The sequence below is a fragment of the Roseburia sp. AF22-2LB genome, assembly GCF_003461125.1.
GTDB lineage: Bacteria > Bacillota > Clostridia > Lachnospirales > Lachnospiraceae > Roseburia_C > Roseburia_C amylophila.
On sequence record NZ_QTWM01000006.1, the window covers coordinates 99,476 to 116,169 of the forward strand.

19 protein-coding genes are annotated in these 16,694 nt (G+C 40.0%); all 19 read right to left on the reverse strand.

Annotated elements, in window-relative coordinates:
• Positions 1 to 14 precede the first annotated feature (14 nt).
• Positions 15 to 710, reverse strand: coding sequence for a UMP kinase (pyrH, locus tag DWX96_RS09920; protein WP_022243275.1), 696 nt, complete (start codon positions 708 to 710; stop codon positions 15 to 17).
• A complete protein-coding gene (locus DWX96_RS09925; protein ID WP_118057389.1) occupies positions 710 to 1,567 on the reverse strand; it encodes a polymer-forming cytoskeletal protein in 858 nt (285 codons plus the stop codon). Before DWX96_RS09925 ends, pyrH begins: the two co-directional genes overlap by 1 nt.
• Positions 1,568 to 1,588: 21 nt before the next feature.
• Positions 1,589 to 2,572, reverse strand: coding sequence for a polysaccharide deacetylase family protein (locus DWX96_RS09930; RefSeq protein ID WP_117841156.1), 984 nt, complete (start codon positions 2,570 to 2,572; stop codon positions 1,589 to 1,591).
• A gap of 186 nt (positions 2,573 to 2,758) precedes the next feature.
• Positions 2,759 to 3,697 (reverse strand): translation elongation factor Ts, encoded by a 939-nt coding sequence (tsf, locus tag DWX96_RS09935; protein WP_022243278.1) that lies wholly within the window; start codon positions 3,695 to 3,697, stop codon positions 2,759 to 2,761.
• A 105-nt stretch (positions 3,698 to 3,802) separates the two neighbouring features.
• Positions 3,803 to 4,540: a 30S ribosomal protein S2 gene (gene rpsB / locus DWX96_RS09940; RefSeq protein ID WP_022243279.1), complete on the reverse strand. Its 738-nt coding sequence runs from the start codon at positions 4,538 to 4,540 to the stop codon at positions 3,803 to 3,805.
• 142 nt (positions 4,541 to 4,682) lie between these two features.
• Positions 4,683 to 5,237, reverse strand: a complete 555-nt coding sequence (locus tag DWX96_RS09945) for a hypothetical protein (RefSeq protein ID WP_118057390.1) — start codon at positions 5,235 to 5,237, stop codon at positions 4,683 to 4,685.
• Entirely contained in the window at positions 5,227 to 5,892 is a 666-nt protein-coding gene (locus tag DWX96_RS09950; protein WP_117698702.1) for a DUF6115 domain-containing protein, read from the reverse strand. The genes DWX96_RS09945 and DWX96_RS09950 overlap by 11 nt, the downstream gene beginning before the upstream one ends.
• A 19-nt stretch (positions 5,893 to 5,911) precedes the next feature.
• Positions 5,912 to 6,220, reverse strand: coding sequence for a hypothetical protein (locus tag DWX96_RS09955; protein ID WP_117698701.1), 309 nt, complete (start codon positions 6,218 to 6,220; stop codon positions 5,912 to 5,914).
• Between the two features lie 36 nt (positions 6,221 to 6,256).
• On the reverse strand, positions 6,257 to 7,852 hold the full coding sequence (locus DWX96_RS09960) for a FapA family protein (protein ID WP_158561846.1): 1,596 nt from the start codon (positions 7,850 to 7,852) through the stop codon (positions 6,257 to 6,259).
• Between the two features lie 13 nt (positions 7,853 to 7,865).
• Positions 7,866 to 8,636, reverse strand: coding sequence for a FliA/WhiG family RNA polymerase sigma factor (locus DWX96_RS09965; protein WP_118057392.1), 771 nt, complete (start codon positions 8,634 to 8,636; stop codon positions 7,866 to 7,868).
• A 24-nt stretch (positions 8,637 to 8,660) separates the two neighbouring features.
• Positions 8,661 to 8,969, reverse strand: a complete 309-nt coding sequence (locus tag DWX96_RS09970) for a hypothetical protein (protein ID WP_117699038.1) — start codon at positions 8,967 to 8,969, stop codon at positions 8,661 to 8,663.
• A gap of 15 nt (positions 8,970 to 8,984) precedes the next feature.
• Positions 8,985 to 9,470 (reverse strand): chemotaxis protein CheD, encoded by a 486-nt coding sequence (locus DWX96_RS09975; protein ID WP_022243286.1) that lies wholly within the window; start codon positions 9,468 to 9,470, stop codon positions 8,985 to 8,987.
• Between the two features lie 14 nt (positions 9,471 to 9,484).
• Complete coding sequence (locus DWX96_RS09980) at positions 9,485 to 10,105, reverse strand: chemotaxis protein CheC (RefSeq protein ID WP_022243287.1); 621 nt, start codon at positions 10,103 to 10,105, stop codon at positions 9,485 to 9,487.
• 70 nt (positions 10,106 to 10,175) lie between these two features.
• Complete coding sequence (locus DWX96_RS09985; RefSeq protein ID WP_022243288.1) at positions 10,176 to 10,640, reverse strand: chemotaxis protein CheW; 465 nt, start codon at positions 10,638 to 10,640, stop codon at positions 10,176 to 10,178.
• A 15-nt stretch (positions 10,641 to 10,655) separates the two neighbouring features.
• Positions 10,656 to 12,743, reverse strand: a complete 2,088-nt coding sequence (locus DWX96_RS09990; RefSeq protein ID WP_117947059.1) for a chemotaxis protein CheA — start codon at positions 12,741 to 12,743, stop codon at positions 10,656 to 10,658.
• A 2-nt stretch (positions 12,744 to 12,745) separates the two neighbouring features.
• Positions 12,746 to 13,813 (reverse strand): protein-glutamate methylesterase/protein-glutamine glutaminase, encoded by a 1,068-nt coding sequence (locus DWX96_RS09995; protein ID WP_118057393.1) that lies wholly within the window; start codon positions 13,811 to 13,813, stop codon positions 12,746 to 12,748.
• Positions 13,814 to 13,828: 15 nt separating this feature from the next.
• Positions 13,829 to 14,569 (reverse strand): flagellar brake protein, encoded by a 741-nt coding sequence (locus tag DWX96_RS10000; RefSeq protein WP_118057394.1) that lies wholly within the window; start codon positions 14,567 to 14,569, stop codon positions 13,829 to 13,831.
• A gap of 8 nt (positions 14,570 to 14,577) precedes the next feature.
• On the reverse strand, positions 14,578 to 15,453 hold the full coding sequence (locus DWX96_RS10005; protein ID WP_117699044.1) for a MinD/ParA family protein: 876 nt from the start codon (positions 15,451 to 15,453) through the stop codon (positions 14,578 to 14,580).
• Between the two features lie 4 nt (positions 15,454 to 15,457).
• A complete protein-coding gene (flhF, locus tag DWX96_RS10010) occupies positions 15,458 to 16,693 on the reverse strand; it encodes a flagellar biosynthesis protein FlhF (protein WP_118057395.1) in 1,236 nt (411 codons plus the stop codon).
• Position 16,694 lies beyond the last annotated feature (1 nt).

Here is a 16,694-nt window from a genome sequence, read left to right on the forward strand (position 1 = left end):
AATAATCTCCTTTATTATACAGTCACTTTCGTGCCGTTAAATTTTCCGCTCATTGCATTTACAATGCTGTCCGGCTCATTTAATCCGAATACATACATTGGCATTTTATTTTCCATACACATAATAGATGCGGTTAAATCTACTACTGCAAGCTTCTTATCAATCACTTCCTGAATGGATACCTCATCATATTTCTTTGCTGCCGGATTTACCTTCGGGTCACTGTCATAGACACCGTCAATGGCTTTTGCCAGGAAAATGCCCTCTGCATCCATTTCAATGGCACGGAGTACAATTCCGGTATCTGTTGAAAAATAAGGATGTCCTGTTCCACCTGCAAAAAATACTACCATTCCTTTTTCAAAATATTTATTGGCACGGTCTTTTGAGAAAAGTTTGGTCATGCTGCCACACTCAAACGGAGTCAGAATCTGTGTCATCATTCCAACAGAACGGAAGATTTCAGATACATAAATACAGTTCATAATCGTTGCCAGCATACCAATCTGGTCTGCTTTGGTACGGTCGATAGTCTCGCTGGAACGTCCTCTCCAGAAATTACCGCCACCAATTACGATTCCAACCTGGCATCCGCCATCTACAATCTGTTTTACCTGGCGGGCAACTTCTGTTACGGTCGGCTCATCAAAACCTGTTTTCTTTTCTCCTGCAAGTGCTTCTCCACTTAATTTTAAAAATACTCTCTTCATTATTTATTCTCTCCAAAAAGACTTTCCACATCAATATCAGCATAGCACTGGGAACAGAAACCTTCGATAACTGCACCATTGTTAATCTGAACAGAACGGGATTTGATGTTACCCATAACAACTGCAGAAGTATCTACAACTACAGGTCCCTGAACATCGATATCGCCCTTGATTGCTCCTGCGATAACTGCAGAGCTTGCGGTAATATTTCCAATAATGACAGAACCAAGTCCGATTTTAACAGTTCCGGTACTTACTACTTCACCTTCTACTTTTGCAGCATCAGCGAAGAATTCAGCAGAATTGCTGTTTCCATTGATAGTTCCGGTAACAACCAGCTTGCCATTACACTGAACATCACCATTAATATTTCCACGGATATCTAAAGAACCAGTAGATGCCATATTACCTGTAATGGATGTTCCTTCTGTGATTACAGATACTTCATCTGAAACTTCATCTGATGTCTGAACCGGAGCAAAATGTGCCGGAGTTGCCGGCTGTACCGGTGTTACTGTCTCTTCTGGCATTGTCATGGTTTCATTTGCTGTTGTCTCACTCATTTTACTTTCCTCCTGAATATGTAAATCTTCTTTTTCTTCTGCAGCTGGTGTCTCTACTTTTGTTTCTGTTTCCTGTGCCGGTGCTTCCTTCTCTACCGGAGCATTGGCATCCTTGGTAACCTTTTCTAAAAGTCCGTCCAATTTGGATAATTCAGACTCCACATCCAGTTCATCTTCCAATGTATTGACTACTACATCGCTATCCTGCTCTGCTGCCTCTGTTGCGTCTTCACCCGGTACCAGTTCGTTCACTGCCTGTGATAAATCCTCTTTAAAATCTTTAAAAAAGCTCATTCTTAAAAACCTCCATTTTTTCTATTGAACACTGTCTGCACTAATATGCTGTATTACAGTTGTATCCTCAGTAATCGGAAGTAACTCTACTCCCTGTGCCTGTAGTGCCTCAATCATCGGACCTAAGGCTTCCACCGTTGTCTCCTTCGTATTTGCATCATGAAGTAACACAACCGATGTTTTATATTTTACCACATCCTCTAACACATTATCTACCAGCTCGTCCGCTGTATATGCCTGTGATGTAGCATCACCACTGGTTACATTCCAGTCAAAATAAGTAACATCCTGATCATTCAGATATTTTATAAACTCTTTCATATCTGTATTACTGACCTGATTGCTGCTTCCACCCGGGAAACGATAATAATGGCAATCCTCTCCCGTTATATCATAAAGATAATTTTGTATTTTGGTAAAATCATCCTCAAAATTTTCAAGCGAATCGTAAATCACACTGTATTTATGGGAATAAGAATGCATTCCCAGTGTGTGCCCCTCATTTACAATTCTTTTATACATCTCCTGGGACTCTTCATCTTCTTTTCCTACAACAAAAAATGTTGCTTTCACATTATACTGCGCCAATGTATCAAGAATAGCTGCCGTATTGGAACTTGGTCCATCATCAAAGGTAAGATATACTTTAAGCTGATCTCCCGGCTGTGCCTTGTTGCTTTCATCCTCTGCCACCAATGGCTGGACAATCGAACTGTCTGCATTCTGATCCTGATATTCTGTGTCTGTCTGTAATTCCGTTCCAGTAGACATTTCTCCTTTCGACTGGTTCTCGTCCTGCTGTACCTTTCCGGAAACAATACCGCTTGATACCAGCCTGTCTATCTGGTTCTGTAAAGAAATTACCCGGCACAACAATACCACGCACAAAATAATCGATATCAGCATCCAGGCGAAGATAGATGTTATAATCCCCGTCTTCATGCGATTAATGCGTTTTCGCCTTTCCCGCTGTTCCTTTAACCCCTTCGTGGTCTTCTCTTCCATGTAGTGACCTCCCGGTCATAAAATCTCTTTTCTATTGTAACACACTTTAACAAAATATCACTATAAAAAATAATTTTAATTGAATTACTTCTTGAGATTTTTCTTTCTTTTGTCAGAAAATTCCCCTGCAGAAATCACTCTACAGGGGAATTTTATATACCTTTACAATTTGTGCTAAGCTTTTGCTTAGTTTCCTGCTATCTGAGCAGCAACTTCTGCAGCAAAGTCTTCATTTTTCTTCTCCAAACCTTCACCTGTTTCGAAACGTACAAACTTCTTAACAGATACAGGAGCACCAACTTCTTTGGAAACCTGCTCTAAGTATTTTCCAACTGTCTGTTTTCCATCTTCTGCTTTTACATATACCTGATCTACTAAGCAGATTTCTTTTAACTCTTTGCTGATACGTCCTTCGATCATTCCATGGATAACCTTTTCCGGTTTCTGGGACTCTTTCGGATCATTCATAATCTGAGCTAAGAGAATTTCTTTCTCATGTGCGATGTAATCTGCACTTACTTCATCTCTGGAAACATATTTTGGATTTAAAGCTGCTATCTGCATTGCAATGTTGGTTAATGCTTCTTTTACTGCATCATTTACAACAGTTGTGTCAGCATCAACGATAACACCGATTCTTCCGCCGCCATGGATATAAGATACTACACAACCATTCTCAGCTACAACCTTTTCGAATCTACGAATCTTTAAGTTCTCTCCGATAACTGCAACTTTCTCTACTAATGCATCTTTTACTGTCTTGCTTTCATCTGCATTCCATTTTTCTTCCATGAATGCATCCATGTCTGCTGCGTCAGAGTTTACTGCCTGTGTTGCAACAGCCTCTACAAACTCACGGAATGTATCATTTTTAGCAACGAAGTCTGTTTCAGAGTTAACTTCAACAACTGCTGCTGTCTTATCATCTTTTACTACAACAGTACAAAGACCTTCTGCTGCAATTCTTCCAGCTTTCTTCTCAGCTTTTGCCTGTCCGTTTTTTCTTAAATATTCAACAGCCTCATCCATGTTGCCGTCTGTTTCACCTAATGCTTTTTTACAATCCATCATTCCTGCGCCGGTTAATTCACGCAGTTCTTTTACCATTGCTGCTGTAATAGCCATCTTCATTTTCCTCCATTTATTTTTTCTAAAGGTAAGGACAGGCAATTACTGTCTGTCCTGTTTTATACACACGTTGTGTGTTTCTTATCGTTTAAAATACTGTTCTTATGCCTCTACAGCTTCTTCTGCATCCTCTGCAGCTTCAGTGTCAACATCAACAGTTCCCTGATTTGCTTCGATAACAGCATCTGCCATTTTAGAAACGATTAATTTAACGGCTCTGATTGCATCATCGTTACCAGGAATTACATAATCTAACTCTTCCGGATCACAGTTTGTATCTGCAATACCAATAAGTGGAATTCCTAAGGAATGAGCTTCCTGAACGCAGATTCTTTCTTTCTTAGGATCTACGATAAAGATAGCATCTGGAATCTTCTTCATTTCTTTAATTCCGCCTAAGTTCTTCTGTAATTTGTCTAATTCTTTCTTTAATTTGATAACTTCTTTCTTAGGAAGAACATCAAATGTTCCATCCTCTTCCATAGTTTCGATTGCTTTTAATCTTGCAATACGGCTCTGGATTGTCTTGAAGTTAGTAAGCATACCACCTAACCATCTCTCGTTTACATAGAACATGTTACAACGCTCTGCTTCTGTTTTGATAGCATCCTGAGCCTGTTTCTTTGTTCCTACGAAAAGAATAGTACCACCATCTGCAGCGATATCTGCCATAGCTTTGTAAGCCTCATCAACTTTACCTACAGATTTCTGCAGGTCAATGATGTAGATACCATTTCTCTCTGTGTAGATATATGGAGCCATTTTAGGATTCCATCTTCTGGTCTGATGTCCAAAATGAACACCTGCTTCTAATAACTGTTTCATTGAAATAACGCTCATTGTTTTTCCTCCATTTGGTTATTCTTCCATATACTTCTTATTATCAGACAACCTTGCGGCACCAATCTGACAATCGGTATATGTGTAAATTTATCGCAACGCATGGATTATATCATACTCAGCCATGCTATGCAACCTTTTTTTAATGATGAATCGTTTTATCCGTAAGTATTCCGGCAATTTCTTCATAGCCAGCCCCTTCCGGAATCGTTACGGTTCCGGGCAGGACAAAATTGGCATAATTATTATCTACCATATATTTATTAAATGCTTCTGCATTGTCCACAAGACCTTCTTCCTGCAGACGCTGCGAAACCGCATTAGAAGAATCTCCTACTTCTACGGTAAATTCCTTCTGTACCATATTGCTTCCATCCTGTGACGGTGGTACGGCATCCGCTCCATCTGTTCCCACATCCTGCGATATCTCCCCTGAATCAGTTGTTCCCGGCTGCATATCTGTCTGTTCTGTATTAAAACCGTCTTCCGTGCTCTTTGGAATCTCATCTTCTGTTTCTGTAGCTTTTGGTATGGTGTCCTTTCCGGTATCTTCCATTACCATTCCAAGTTCTTTTGCCCTTGCAATGATTTCATCATCTGAAAGGTCATTTTTCTTCATTGCAAATGATATGGATAAGATAATCGTGCTTATCAGAATACCAATTCCCAAGCCTCTCAGATAATACTTAAACTTCACTTGTATCTACTCCTTTATACAATCCTACAACCAGTCTCACTTCACCCTGTCCAAGGCCCAGTTCCTTTGCTATCTCTACATACGATTTTCCCTGACTGTATAAGGCAAGGATTTTTTCGTTATGATTCGTCTGCTCCGGCTGTTCTTCCATCTCTCCGGTTGCCGGTTCCGCTTCTGTCTCCACCGGTTCCTCTGTGGCTTTTACTTCTTCTGTTTCTTTAACTACAGACTCTTTCGCCTCTTCTAAGCTCTCACCGATTTCGGCTGACATCTCGCCAATTTGTCCTGCAAGCTTTGTCAGTTCTGTGTGCTTGTCATTTAGCATGCTGTATAAAAACATAATCTCATTATGGGTCTGATTCATCTTCTCCATAACGGTATCCGAATATTCACCGATTGCCAGCATTTTTTCATTGGTCTCTTTATCCAGTGCCCGCTCCACCTTATCTGTGGAATCTTCAATTGCATGGTCAATCTGGTCTTCTATCGCAGCTTCTGCATCTTTCAACTTGTTTTCCAGTATTTTTTTTATCTCATTCTGACTCAGTTCCGCAATACGGTCTAATTCTGCACCGGATAGCTTTTCTGTTACCATAAAGCTTCCTATCATCATAACCAGACCAGCCAGAATCAGGATGATTTCCACGCCTGTCATCTGTCAGATACACTCCTTTTTATATTTTAACATCAAAGCCGCCAATTGCACCTTTGATAACCACACGGTCTTCTTTCTGTTTCTTTTTCCGTTGTTCCTGCCGCTGGTACTGACCCTTTCCCTCTTCCTTTGCATCAAAACGATGTTCTTCCATCTGGGAATCATCTTTCCTGGTCACCTGCTCTGATTGGCGGTATTCTTCTCTTTGCACTTCCATCTGTATATTTTGCTGATCCACCATAGGTTTCATATCCTGCTGTTGTTTCAGTGTTCCAACATCCTGTGTTCTCTGAATAACTCCATTCATATCTACCGGACGAATTGACATATCCACACACCTCCAGCCTGTCTCAACCATATGTCATTACATATTTGAGATTTTTACTTCACCCTCATCCTTATAAAGCTGACAGAAGCTTCTGTCATCCTTTACAATAAGGCTTACATCGGTAATATTTACAATTACTCCCGCATACAGTATCTTTGATACTTTCACCCTTGCATTGCTACTGCCATTTAATATACTCTGCAGCCTTTCGTATTCATGCTCTAATGGTGTACGCTGAGCTTCCTTCTCCTTAAAAGCACGCATAAGCTGTTCAATATACTGGATTTTTCCCTGATCCAGTTTTTCTTTATTCTTAAGCTTCTCTCCATAGGTAGTAAGAATCGTCCGAATCTGCTCAATGGTCTTATTCAGCTGAAGCAGTTCTTCCTGCACTTTCACATAACGTTCTTTCTTTTCCGGATCCACACCAACTTCAATACGTGTTCCTGCTCCAAGGCTGGAACCAATGGTCTGGGCCTCTACCAGACTGCCCGCCCGGATAACGCCACCTGTTATGAATCCATTCTTACCACTTACGCGAACCTCCGTTGCTGCGGATACCTTACTATGTAAAATAGAATCTGTTTCAACATAACCTCCGGAAATGATGGTTGCATTTTCAATAAACTTGCAGATAACATTTCCCTGTGCCCGAAGTATTCCTTTGGTCATTCCATGAATTCCACGTTTTACAATAATCTGACCACCCGCCTGTATCAGCGCATCTTCTACCACGCCTTCTACTACTACATCACCTTTTGCAATAATTGAAAAACCACCTTTTACATTACCTCTTACGGTAACGTTTCCCGGATAATCAATATTACCGGTGGAATTATCCACATCAGCCGGCACTTCATAGACATCTGATACAAATACTTTACCATTTACCAGACTTGCATGTCCGGTTACTTCAGAGTACAGTTCTGTTTTGTCTTCCGATACCCGGATATTATTTCCATATTCTAACCGGAGAGAGCGTACCTGTTTTGGTTTAATTTCTTTTCCCTGTACATCATATCCTTTGATTCCATGATCTTCCGGAAATAATTTTGCCAGAAGGTCTCCTTCTTTGATATGGCTGATTACATTCAGTTCACGGTAATCTACCGAACCATCTTCATTTTTCTTCGGCTTTAAATCAACATCTGTATTAAAATAATATTCAATTCTGGCATCCTGACCATCTACCGGTTTCTTTCCTTTTGCCAGCACAAAATCGGTACAGTATTCCCTATCCTGGAAAAATTTCAAAATTTCATCCTGATCAACCCCTGCTTTGACACCTTTTGCAGTTAAATCCCTTAAGATTTCCTGCACATTCATATTCGTGCCGCCTGCAGCCGGATAAAATCTGCATACCGCCTCCATGGCATCTGCTGATACTGTTACGGACATCTCTTCATTTATCTGAATCGGATAAATATCTCCGACCATAATCTCTGTCATCTCATTGCTGTTAATTGCTGCAACCAGTTCCTTTAAATTATAATCCGGGCAGCCATGCCTTTCCAGATACTCTGTCAGTTCACCAATTTCAATAACATTTCCTTCCAGAGCTGCCGGGAAAAGCTTAATATAAGTCGCATGTTCCTTTATCACAAATTGAAAATAAGCATTTGCCTGTCCCATAGCTTCCCTCCTTTTAACTTTCATCAACCAATATATCCATATAACTTCCCATTTTCTTTTTCATCTTTGCCAGAGCCCTGGTATGAAGCTGGGATATTCTTGATTCAGATACTTCAAGAATACTGCTGATTTCCTTCAAGGTAAGTTCTTCATAATAATAAAGTTCAATTACCCTGCGTTCCTTTTCCGTCAAGGTCTCAAGGCTTTGTGCCAAAACTTCTTTCAATTCGCTTTCTGCCACCACATCTTCCGGTTGTGCAAAATGGGAATTTTTTGTCGCATCCATCGCAGGCTCTGTTCCCTGCTCCACAAACTCATTTAAAGAAACAACATTGGTAACTTTTAACTGGGACTGCCAGTTCAGGTATTCATCCTCTGATACCCCGAGTTCGCTTGCAATCTCTTCATCCAATGCCGTCTTTCCTGTCTTCATTTCTATATTTTTTATTGCTTCGTCAATCTTTTTCTGTTTTTGGCGAACAGCCCTCGGTATCCAGTCCATTTTACGAATCTGGTCTAATATTGCCCCACGGATTCGAAGGCTTGCATATGTCTCAAATTTAACATCCTTGCTTTGGTCAAATTTATCAATTGCATCAATCAGTCCAAAGATTCCATAGCTGACCAAATCTTCATATTCTACATTATATCCAAGATACATACTCAATCTGCCCGCTACTAATTTAACTAACGGAGCATATTCTATGATAATCTGTTCCCGTATTTCAGATACTGGATTTTTCTGATAGCTTTCCCACAGTTTTTCTCTGTCCACTGTTTTCATGCCATAGCCTCCGGTTTCTTATAATTACTCTTCTTTCGCTCTTTTCTCTTCCTCTTTTTCTGACTTTTCTGATGTATCTTCTTTTTTCTCATCAGCAGACTCTTCTGCATCACCATCTGCTTTTTCTTCTGTACTGCTTTCTTCATCCTTTGCAGCTTTAAAATTCTTTTCCAAAATATACGCCGCAATGCCCCCAAGCAGATAGAATATAATCAGTACAAGCAATAATGTCTTTGTAAAGGCAAGCAATTCCATTTTCTGAAAAATTGCCACAATACAGGTAATAAATCCTGCGGTCAACATTACGATTGCAGGAATCGGTTTTGTCTTCATCTTTACATCCTCAATCTAAATAATTTTCAATTCTTTTCCAACAGACTTAATATAGAATTCTCCGGTATCGCAATGTAATTCTACGGTACGTCCATAATTCAGCCCGGTATCCTCTGCCAGAAGCGGAATACCAAGCTCCTTCAGTTTCTGTCTGGAAGCTTCTGCATTTCTTGCTCCAATATTTCCCACTTCAGAGTTACCACTTACCTCGAACATTCTGGCTCCGCCTGCAATCTTTGCTACAAGCCTGCTCTTTGCCGCCCCTGCTTCTGTCATCCGGCGAACCAGCTCTACAATTCCTGTATCTGCGAATTTCGCTATATTCGAATTATTTTTCATCTTTGTACTGTCTGGCAGCATAATATGTGCAAGTCCGCCAATCTTTGTAACCGGGTCTAGCAATGCTATTCCTATACAGGAACCCAGTCCTAATGTGGTAATTGTATCCGGAGCCTTGCAAATATTTAAGTCTGCCATACCAACTTTTATTACTTCACCCATTGATACCCTTCTCCTTATAAGGTAATTCCCAGAGATTTCAGAATCTTCTCATAAGACTCAAGGTCAGGTAACAGAATAAAATATCCTTCTATCATCACTTCATCTCCGAATTCTGTCGTAATCATAAGTGCATTGTCTCCAATTTTACCAAACTGTATTGCCGGAACACTTAAAATAGCTCCCGCCATATCAATTGCAATATAAGGAACCGATGGTGCAATAGTAAGCTGCGTCATGGCAGAAAGCGCGTTCAGATAAGAACCGGCAATGATATTTCCTATTTCTTTTAATGCAGACATATCCATCTCATCAAAATCTTCCGCATAATCTGCCGGACGTCCCATTAGTTTATTTACCAGATAATGTGCAGAATCAAGTTTCATAAGAAACATCATGCTGCCGGTAATATCATCTGTTACTTCCAGATAGATTCCTACGATTGACTCATCTTCCGGGCAAATTGCAGAACCCAGTTCCTGAAAGGTCAGTAATTCAACTCTTGGTACATCCATATTAATCCGGATATTCAACATATTTGCCATTGCAGTTGTTGCATTTCCGGCACCAATATTTCCAATTTCTTTTAAGACATCCACATACATGTCATTTACCTGGTTCAAAGTATAATCCGCCAATTTTATCCTCCTGCTGTCATTTCAAGATATAGAATATAGTGAGGCATTTGCCTCACTATATCTATAACAATTACGCATTTTCTTTTTCTTCTATAATAGAATGAATATCCAGAAGGGAAATTAATTCATCTCCGTTTTTACCGATTCCATCGATAAAAGATACCTTGGCATTCTTCATATCGCCACTCACTTTATCAATTTCATTGGTTCCTAATGTAACAACTTCTTTTACTTCATCCACGATTATTCCCAGTGCACTCTGCTGTTCAATTTTTAAAATTATAATACGGCTGGCATTGGTAAATACATCTTCTTCCAGTTCCATACGTATTCTGAGACTCATAACCGGTACGATTTCTCCACGAAGATTGATAATTCCTTTAAAGAAATTCTGTACTCTAGGTACTCTTGTAATCTTCTGCATACGGACAATATTGTCTACATAACTGATATCGATTCCGTACTGCTCATTTCCGATTTTTACAACAATATACTGTTTTCTGATATTTTCTACTGTTTCAAGTTGCTCTGCCACTCTGCACACCCCCTGTTAAATCAATGTATTTGCATCCAGGATTAATGCGACTTCGCCATCACCCAGAATTGTTGCACCGCTGATTGTCTTATTATTATTAATATACTTACCAAGTGATTTAATTACGATTTCCTGCTGTCCAAGAAGATTGTCTACAACAAGTCCTGCATAACGGTCGCCTTTTCTTACGATAACAACAGTAAGGCTTTCTACTTCTTCATCCTTCGGTGGAATATCAAGTATCTGATCCAGCCGGATGATTGGAATAACAGAACCACGTAAATTAATTACTTCCTTGGATTCTACATATTTAATATCTTCAACCGGAATATCCTCGATAGTCTGAATTGCGCCTAACGCAATTGCATATTTTTCATCGCGGATTTCTACCATCAACGCCTGAATGATTGCCAGTGTAAGTGGCAGTCTTACTACGAATTTGGTTCCAACGCCAAGTTTGCTCTTTACCTCAACATCTCCGCCTAATGCTTCAATATTGGATTTAACAACGTCAAGACCTACACCACGTCCGGAAATATCGGTAATCTGTTTTGCCATAGAGAAACTCGGCATAAATAAGAAATCGATAATTTCTTTCTGGCTCAGCTTTTCTGCCTGTTCCGGTGTTACCAGTCCACGCTCTACTGCTTTTGCTTTAACCTTCTCTGTATCAATTCCGTTACCATCATCACTTACTTCAATGATTACATTATTTCCTTCCTGGAATGCATTCAGATTAATGGTTCCTGTTTCTGGCTTACCGCGTTCCTTACGAACTTCTGCACTCTCAAGACCATGGTCAGCAGAGTTACGAAGCAGATGCTGCAACGGGTCGCCAATCTGGTCAACTACAGTACGATCAAGCTCTGTATCTTCACCGGTCATGCACAATTCCATCTTCTTATTCAATCTTCTGGAAAGGTCACGAATCATACGTGGGAATTTGTTTACAACGCTCTCAATTGGAACCATCCGCACTTTCATAACCGATTCATGAAGACTGGTTGTAATTCTTTCCAGATACTCAATCTGCTCATGGAATGACTGATTCTGGAAATTGCCTCCTTCCTGGGAGCCAATGGATACCAGACTGTTTTTTGCAATAATCAGCTCACTCACCTGGTTCATCAGTGCATCCAGTTTTTCGATATCCACACGCACGGTACGGTTTGTAACCGGTTTGCCTGCCGGTTTTGACTTAGTCTGTGCCGGTTTATTCTCTTTATGTACTGCCTGCTCTGCCGGCTTTGCTGCTGATGTATTTGCCGGAAGATTTTCCTGTACATTTCCCTCATGGAATAGGGTTGCTGTCTTCACTTCTTCACCAACGGCATCCGCAATTTCAGATACATTTTTAACTGCTTTTAAAATATCATCTAATGCAGCATTGGATGATAAGAACAAACTGAAGTCCAGTTCAAAACGTTCATCCTCAATATCCTGGGAACTTGGACTGTAAACAACAATCTGTCCAAACTCTTCTACTGCTTTAAATACAAGGAATGCTCTTGCCGCTTTCAAAAGGCAATCTTTCTGTACTTCTACTGTAATTCCGTAAATTTTGTTTCCACTTTCTTCAGCTGCTTTTAACGCATCTTTATCTTTGGAAGAAAATTCTACGCTTAAGTATTTCTTTTTACCATCACCGTTTTCCGGTTCTTCTGCTTTCTTTTCTTCTTTTTTCTCTTCCTTTGCAGGTGCGGCTGCTCCGCCGTTCTCTGCATTCTCTAAGAATTTGTTCAAAGCTGTAATCAGTGCTTCGTTGTCTTCTGTACCTTCATCTGATGTACTCTTGATCGTATCGAGGTAACTTTCAATTGCATCCAGACACTGGAAAAGAATATCAATCATTTCACTGGTGACTTTTACTTTGTCACTACGAACTTCCTGGAATACATTTTCCATATCATGAGTCAGATGCTGCATTCTCTTAAAGCCCATGGTTCCTGCCATTCCCTTTAAGGAGTGTGCTGCACGAAAAATTTCATTAATGGTATCTTTGTTTTCCGGCTCCTTTTCCAAAGTCATAATGCAATCATTCAGGCTCTGGATATGCTCACTTGTCTCATCAATAAAAATTTCTAGATACTGGCTTACATCCATCTTTAATTTACCCCCACATTCTTTAGAATTGTGTCCGCAACACTTTCTAATGGTACTATTTCATCAACAAGTCCTGTCTCTGCAATTGCCTTTGGCATTCCATATACCACAGATGTTTCTTCATCCTGAGCAATTACGTATACATTTTTTTCTTTCTGGAGTTCTGAAATTCCCTTTGTTCCATCAGCACCCATTCCGGTAAGAACTACACAGGTAATTTCATCATAGCCGCTGTCCATCAAAGACTCATACATCAGATTGGCACATGGTCTTAATCCACCAATTGCCGGTGCATCACTTAAAACAATACAGTGCGTTCCATCTGCTAACCGCTGTACCAGTAAATGTTTTCCTCCCGGTGCCACATAAACATGTCCTTTTTCCAAGACATCACCTTCGTTTGCCTCTTTCACATCCAGCGGGCTGAGTTCATTCAGCCGGGCTGCCATGGATTTTGTAAAACCAGCCGGCATATGCTGAACCACAAGAACCGGTGCATCCATATTGGATTTCAGCAATGGAATTACACTCTGTAAGGATTTTGGACCGCCTGTGGAACATGCAATTGCAACAATCTTGCTCCGGGCTGCATCCTTCGTTCTAATCTTCCGGACAGCTGCCGGTTTTACCACATTCGTAATTACTTTTTTCTGATACGTCTGTGTGCTTCCTGCTGTAGTTATTGTTGCAAGAACTTTTATCAGTTTTTCCCGGAAACGCTGTCCCTTTGTCTCTATCAGATTATTGGGTTTCTCGATAAAGTCAATTGCACCACGTTCCATTGCCTTGAGTGTAACTTCAGCTCCATCTGTCGTTAATGTACTGACCATTACTACTGTTGCTTTTATATTTTCTTTTTGTAATCTTTCAAGTAGTTCCAGTCCGTTCATTCTTGGCATATTTACATCTAAAACAACTGCGTCATATGCTTTCTGACACAATTTCTCATATGCTTCCAAGCCATCTCTGCATGTATCCGTTGCCTGAAAACCACTATCTGAATTAATTATATCACAGATAACTCTTCTCATGAGTGCTGAGTCATCAACAACCAGAATATTCTTTTTCATTCTATTAATTTAACCCTATCCTTTTCCTCTCTGTCTTGCTTTTCTTTCTTCTGCAAAAATATACCTGATAATTTCTTCCCTTATTTTATCATCACGAATAATAAATTTCAGTCGGTTTTCATACATATTATCACGATTTAACAGCTTCGTACTTCGCAGGATATATCCTGGAAGATAATATTGTTTTTCACCGGTCTGCGTCTGTAGCATCACAATAATCAGAACAGCTTTTCCCTCTTCTAACTGCTCATTCGTTACAAAGCGTACACCACCTCCACTGATATCAACAATAGTGCCCTTTTTCTGCTTTTTATAAAAATTATCATCCCTGAGACTTGCGATGATGTCTTCCGTCTGTTCCATTTCCGATTCTTCGTCTGTCAGATGGAAATACTCCATATCAAGGACACATTCCATACGGTAATATTCCCGCCTCTGATATTTGCTCAATGGTGTATTTAATACAATCCGGAGCAGGTAGCGGTTCTCCGTCTTATAACGTTCCCAGATCTGACCAATGCTTTTATACAATCCATTCGGTGTATAGAATACAAATTCATAGCGAAGTCCCAGTGGAAGTAATATCAGTTTTCCACTCTGAATCGGCATCATTATCTCCATTTCACCATTTTCAAACAGTTCAAAAATCTGACTCTTGTAAACTGGTGCAGCCTTTTCTGCAGATTCTGGCCTTTCCGTCTGGTTCACTATATGAATATCAATTTTCATTCCTTCCCGTAAAACATTTGAAATCATTCTATCACCTATCTGTTATTAAAAAATTCAGCAAACAACTGGGCAAAGCCCCGCTTCATCAACGGAATATCATGCGCACCTTCTATAAGATTATTTGCAAGTATCTCAAATGCTTTTGCCGACTTGGTCTCCGGTGCATATAAAGATACTGTCTGCTGCTGGCGTATTGCTTTTTCAAACATGGAATCCTGCGGTATCATGCCGAGATATTCAAGATTACCATTTAAAAACTGTGACACAACGGTATTTAATTTATCATATACTGCCTGTCCATCTTCCACAGAATTTACACGGTTGGCAACCACATGAATCTGCGTTCCGCTTTTGGCAAAATTCGGATTCCGGTGCAGTGCCTTTAACAGAGAATAGGAATCGGTCAGTGAGCTTGGTTCCGGTGTTGATACCAGAAGGACCTCCGGACAAGCCATAACAAATTCCAATACGCTGTCTGCAATTCCTGCTCCGGTATCCACCAGTACAATATCAGCCATTTCATCTAACTGTGCCAGATTACGTACTAAAAAAGTAATCTGATCCTTGGACAGATTATTCATTCCCACAATGCCGGAGCCGCCTGAGATAAAGCTTACTCCTGCCGGTCCCTCTGTTATAATCTGCCGCATATCCATTCCCCGGTATATAACATCACTCAAATTATGTTTTGGTATTGCTCCAAGCATAACTTCTACATTTGCCAGTCCCAAATCAGCATCAAAAATAATAACTTTCTTATTCATTTTCTGAAGCTGGATTGCCAGATTAACTGTAACGCTGGATTTTCCCACGCCACCTTTTCCACTGGTAACCGTAATTACTCTTGCTTTCTGGGGAAGCTTCTGGTTCTTTAATTTAATTACATTGCGCAGCTTTTCTGCCTGATCCATATTATTATCTGCCTCCCAATAACTGTTTTACAATTTTCTGTGACTGGAAAATTTCAATATCATCTGGCACATTCTGCCCTGTTGTCACATAGGAAACATCCGCACCAGAATACATGCGAATATTTAACAGACTACCATAACTACTGGTTTCATCTAATTTAGTAAAAATAATCTTATAATCCGATATCTCATGGTATTTATCTACAATTTCCATCAAATCGCGGTATTTTGTAGTTGCGCTTAATACCAGATAAACATCCTTCTCATATTTGTCATCCAGACTTTCTATGAGGTTTCTCATATCTTTTCTCTGATCTTCATTCTTATAAGAGAATCCTGCGGTATCTACCAGAACGAGATCATAATCCTTTACACGCTCTATGGCTGCATTCATTTCTTCCGATGAATAAATAACTGTCAGCGGTGTATCTAAGATATTCGCATAAGTACGTAACTGTTCTGCCGCAGCAATCCGATAAGTATCTGCTGTTAAAAGTGCTACTTTTTTGCCATAATCCACTTTAAATCTGGAAGCCACTTTTGCAATGGTTGTTGTCTTGCCAACACCGGTTGGTCCAATAAAAAATACGATTTTAGGCTGTCCCGGTACCAGTTCAATCTTTTGAGGCTGTCCGAATTTTAATACCATTTTCTGGTAAACATTGGATAAGATAATGTCCATGCTTGCACTGCCTCTTAAATTCTTCTCCACATCATCTAATATCTGGTTGACATATCTTTCATTCACTTCATTATCCAGTAATGTTTCATAAATCATGCGGATACAACGGAAAGCCTCAGACTGCTGATGCTTCATATCCTTTGGAGCATCAGTTTCCTTTTCCGGCTTTTCCTCTTCTTTTGGTTCTTCTTCTTTTTCCGGTTTTAACTTCTTTTCTAATAAATTAGAAAGACTTTCTATCTTTTCTTCCAAATCATGACTGCTTTCCGGATGAATGGCTGCTGGTTCCGGTGCCGGAATTTCAATTTTTTCATTTGCTGCAAAATTTATGCTGTCATGCATCTTTAATGGAGCATGTAACGCAGGAAGAGGATTAACTGTCTGTTCCTTTTCCTCTAATGCTGCCGTCACTTCATAAGTTGTGCTCTTTAATGCCCGGAATAAACCCTTCGGTTTGATTTCCTTTACATTCATAATCACAACGGCTTCTCCCATTTCCTTTTTCGCCTTATCAACTGCCTCTTCTCTTGTTCTGCCCTGAAATTTATTAATCGTCATT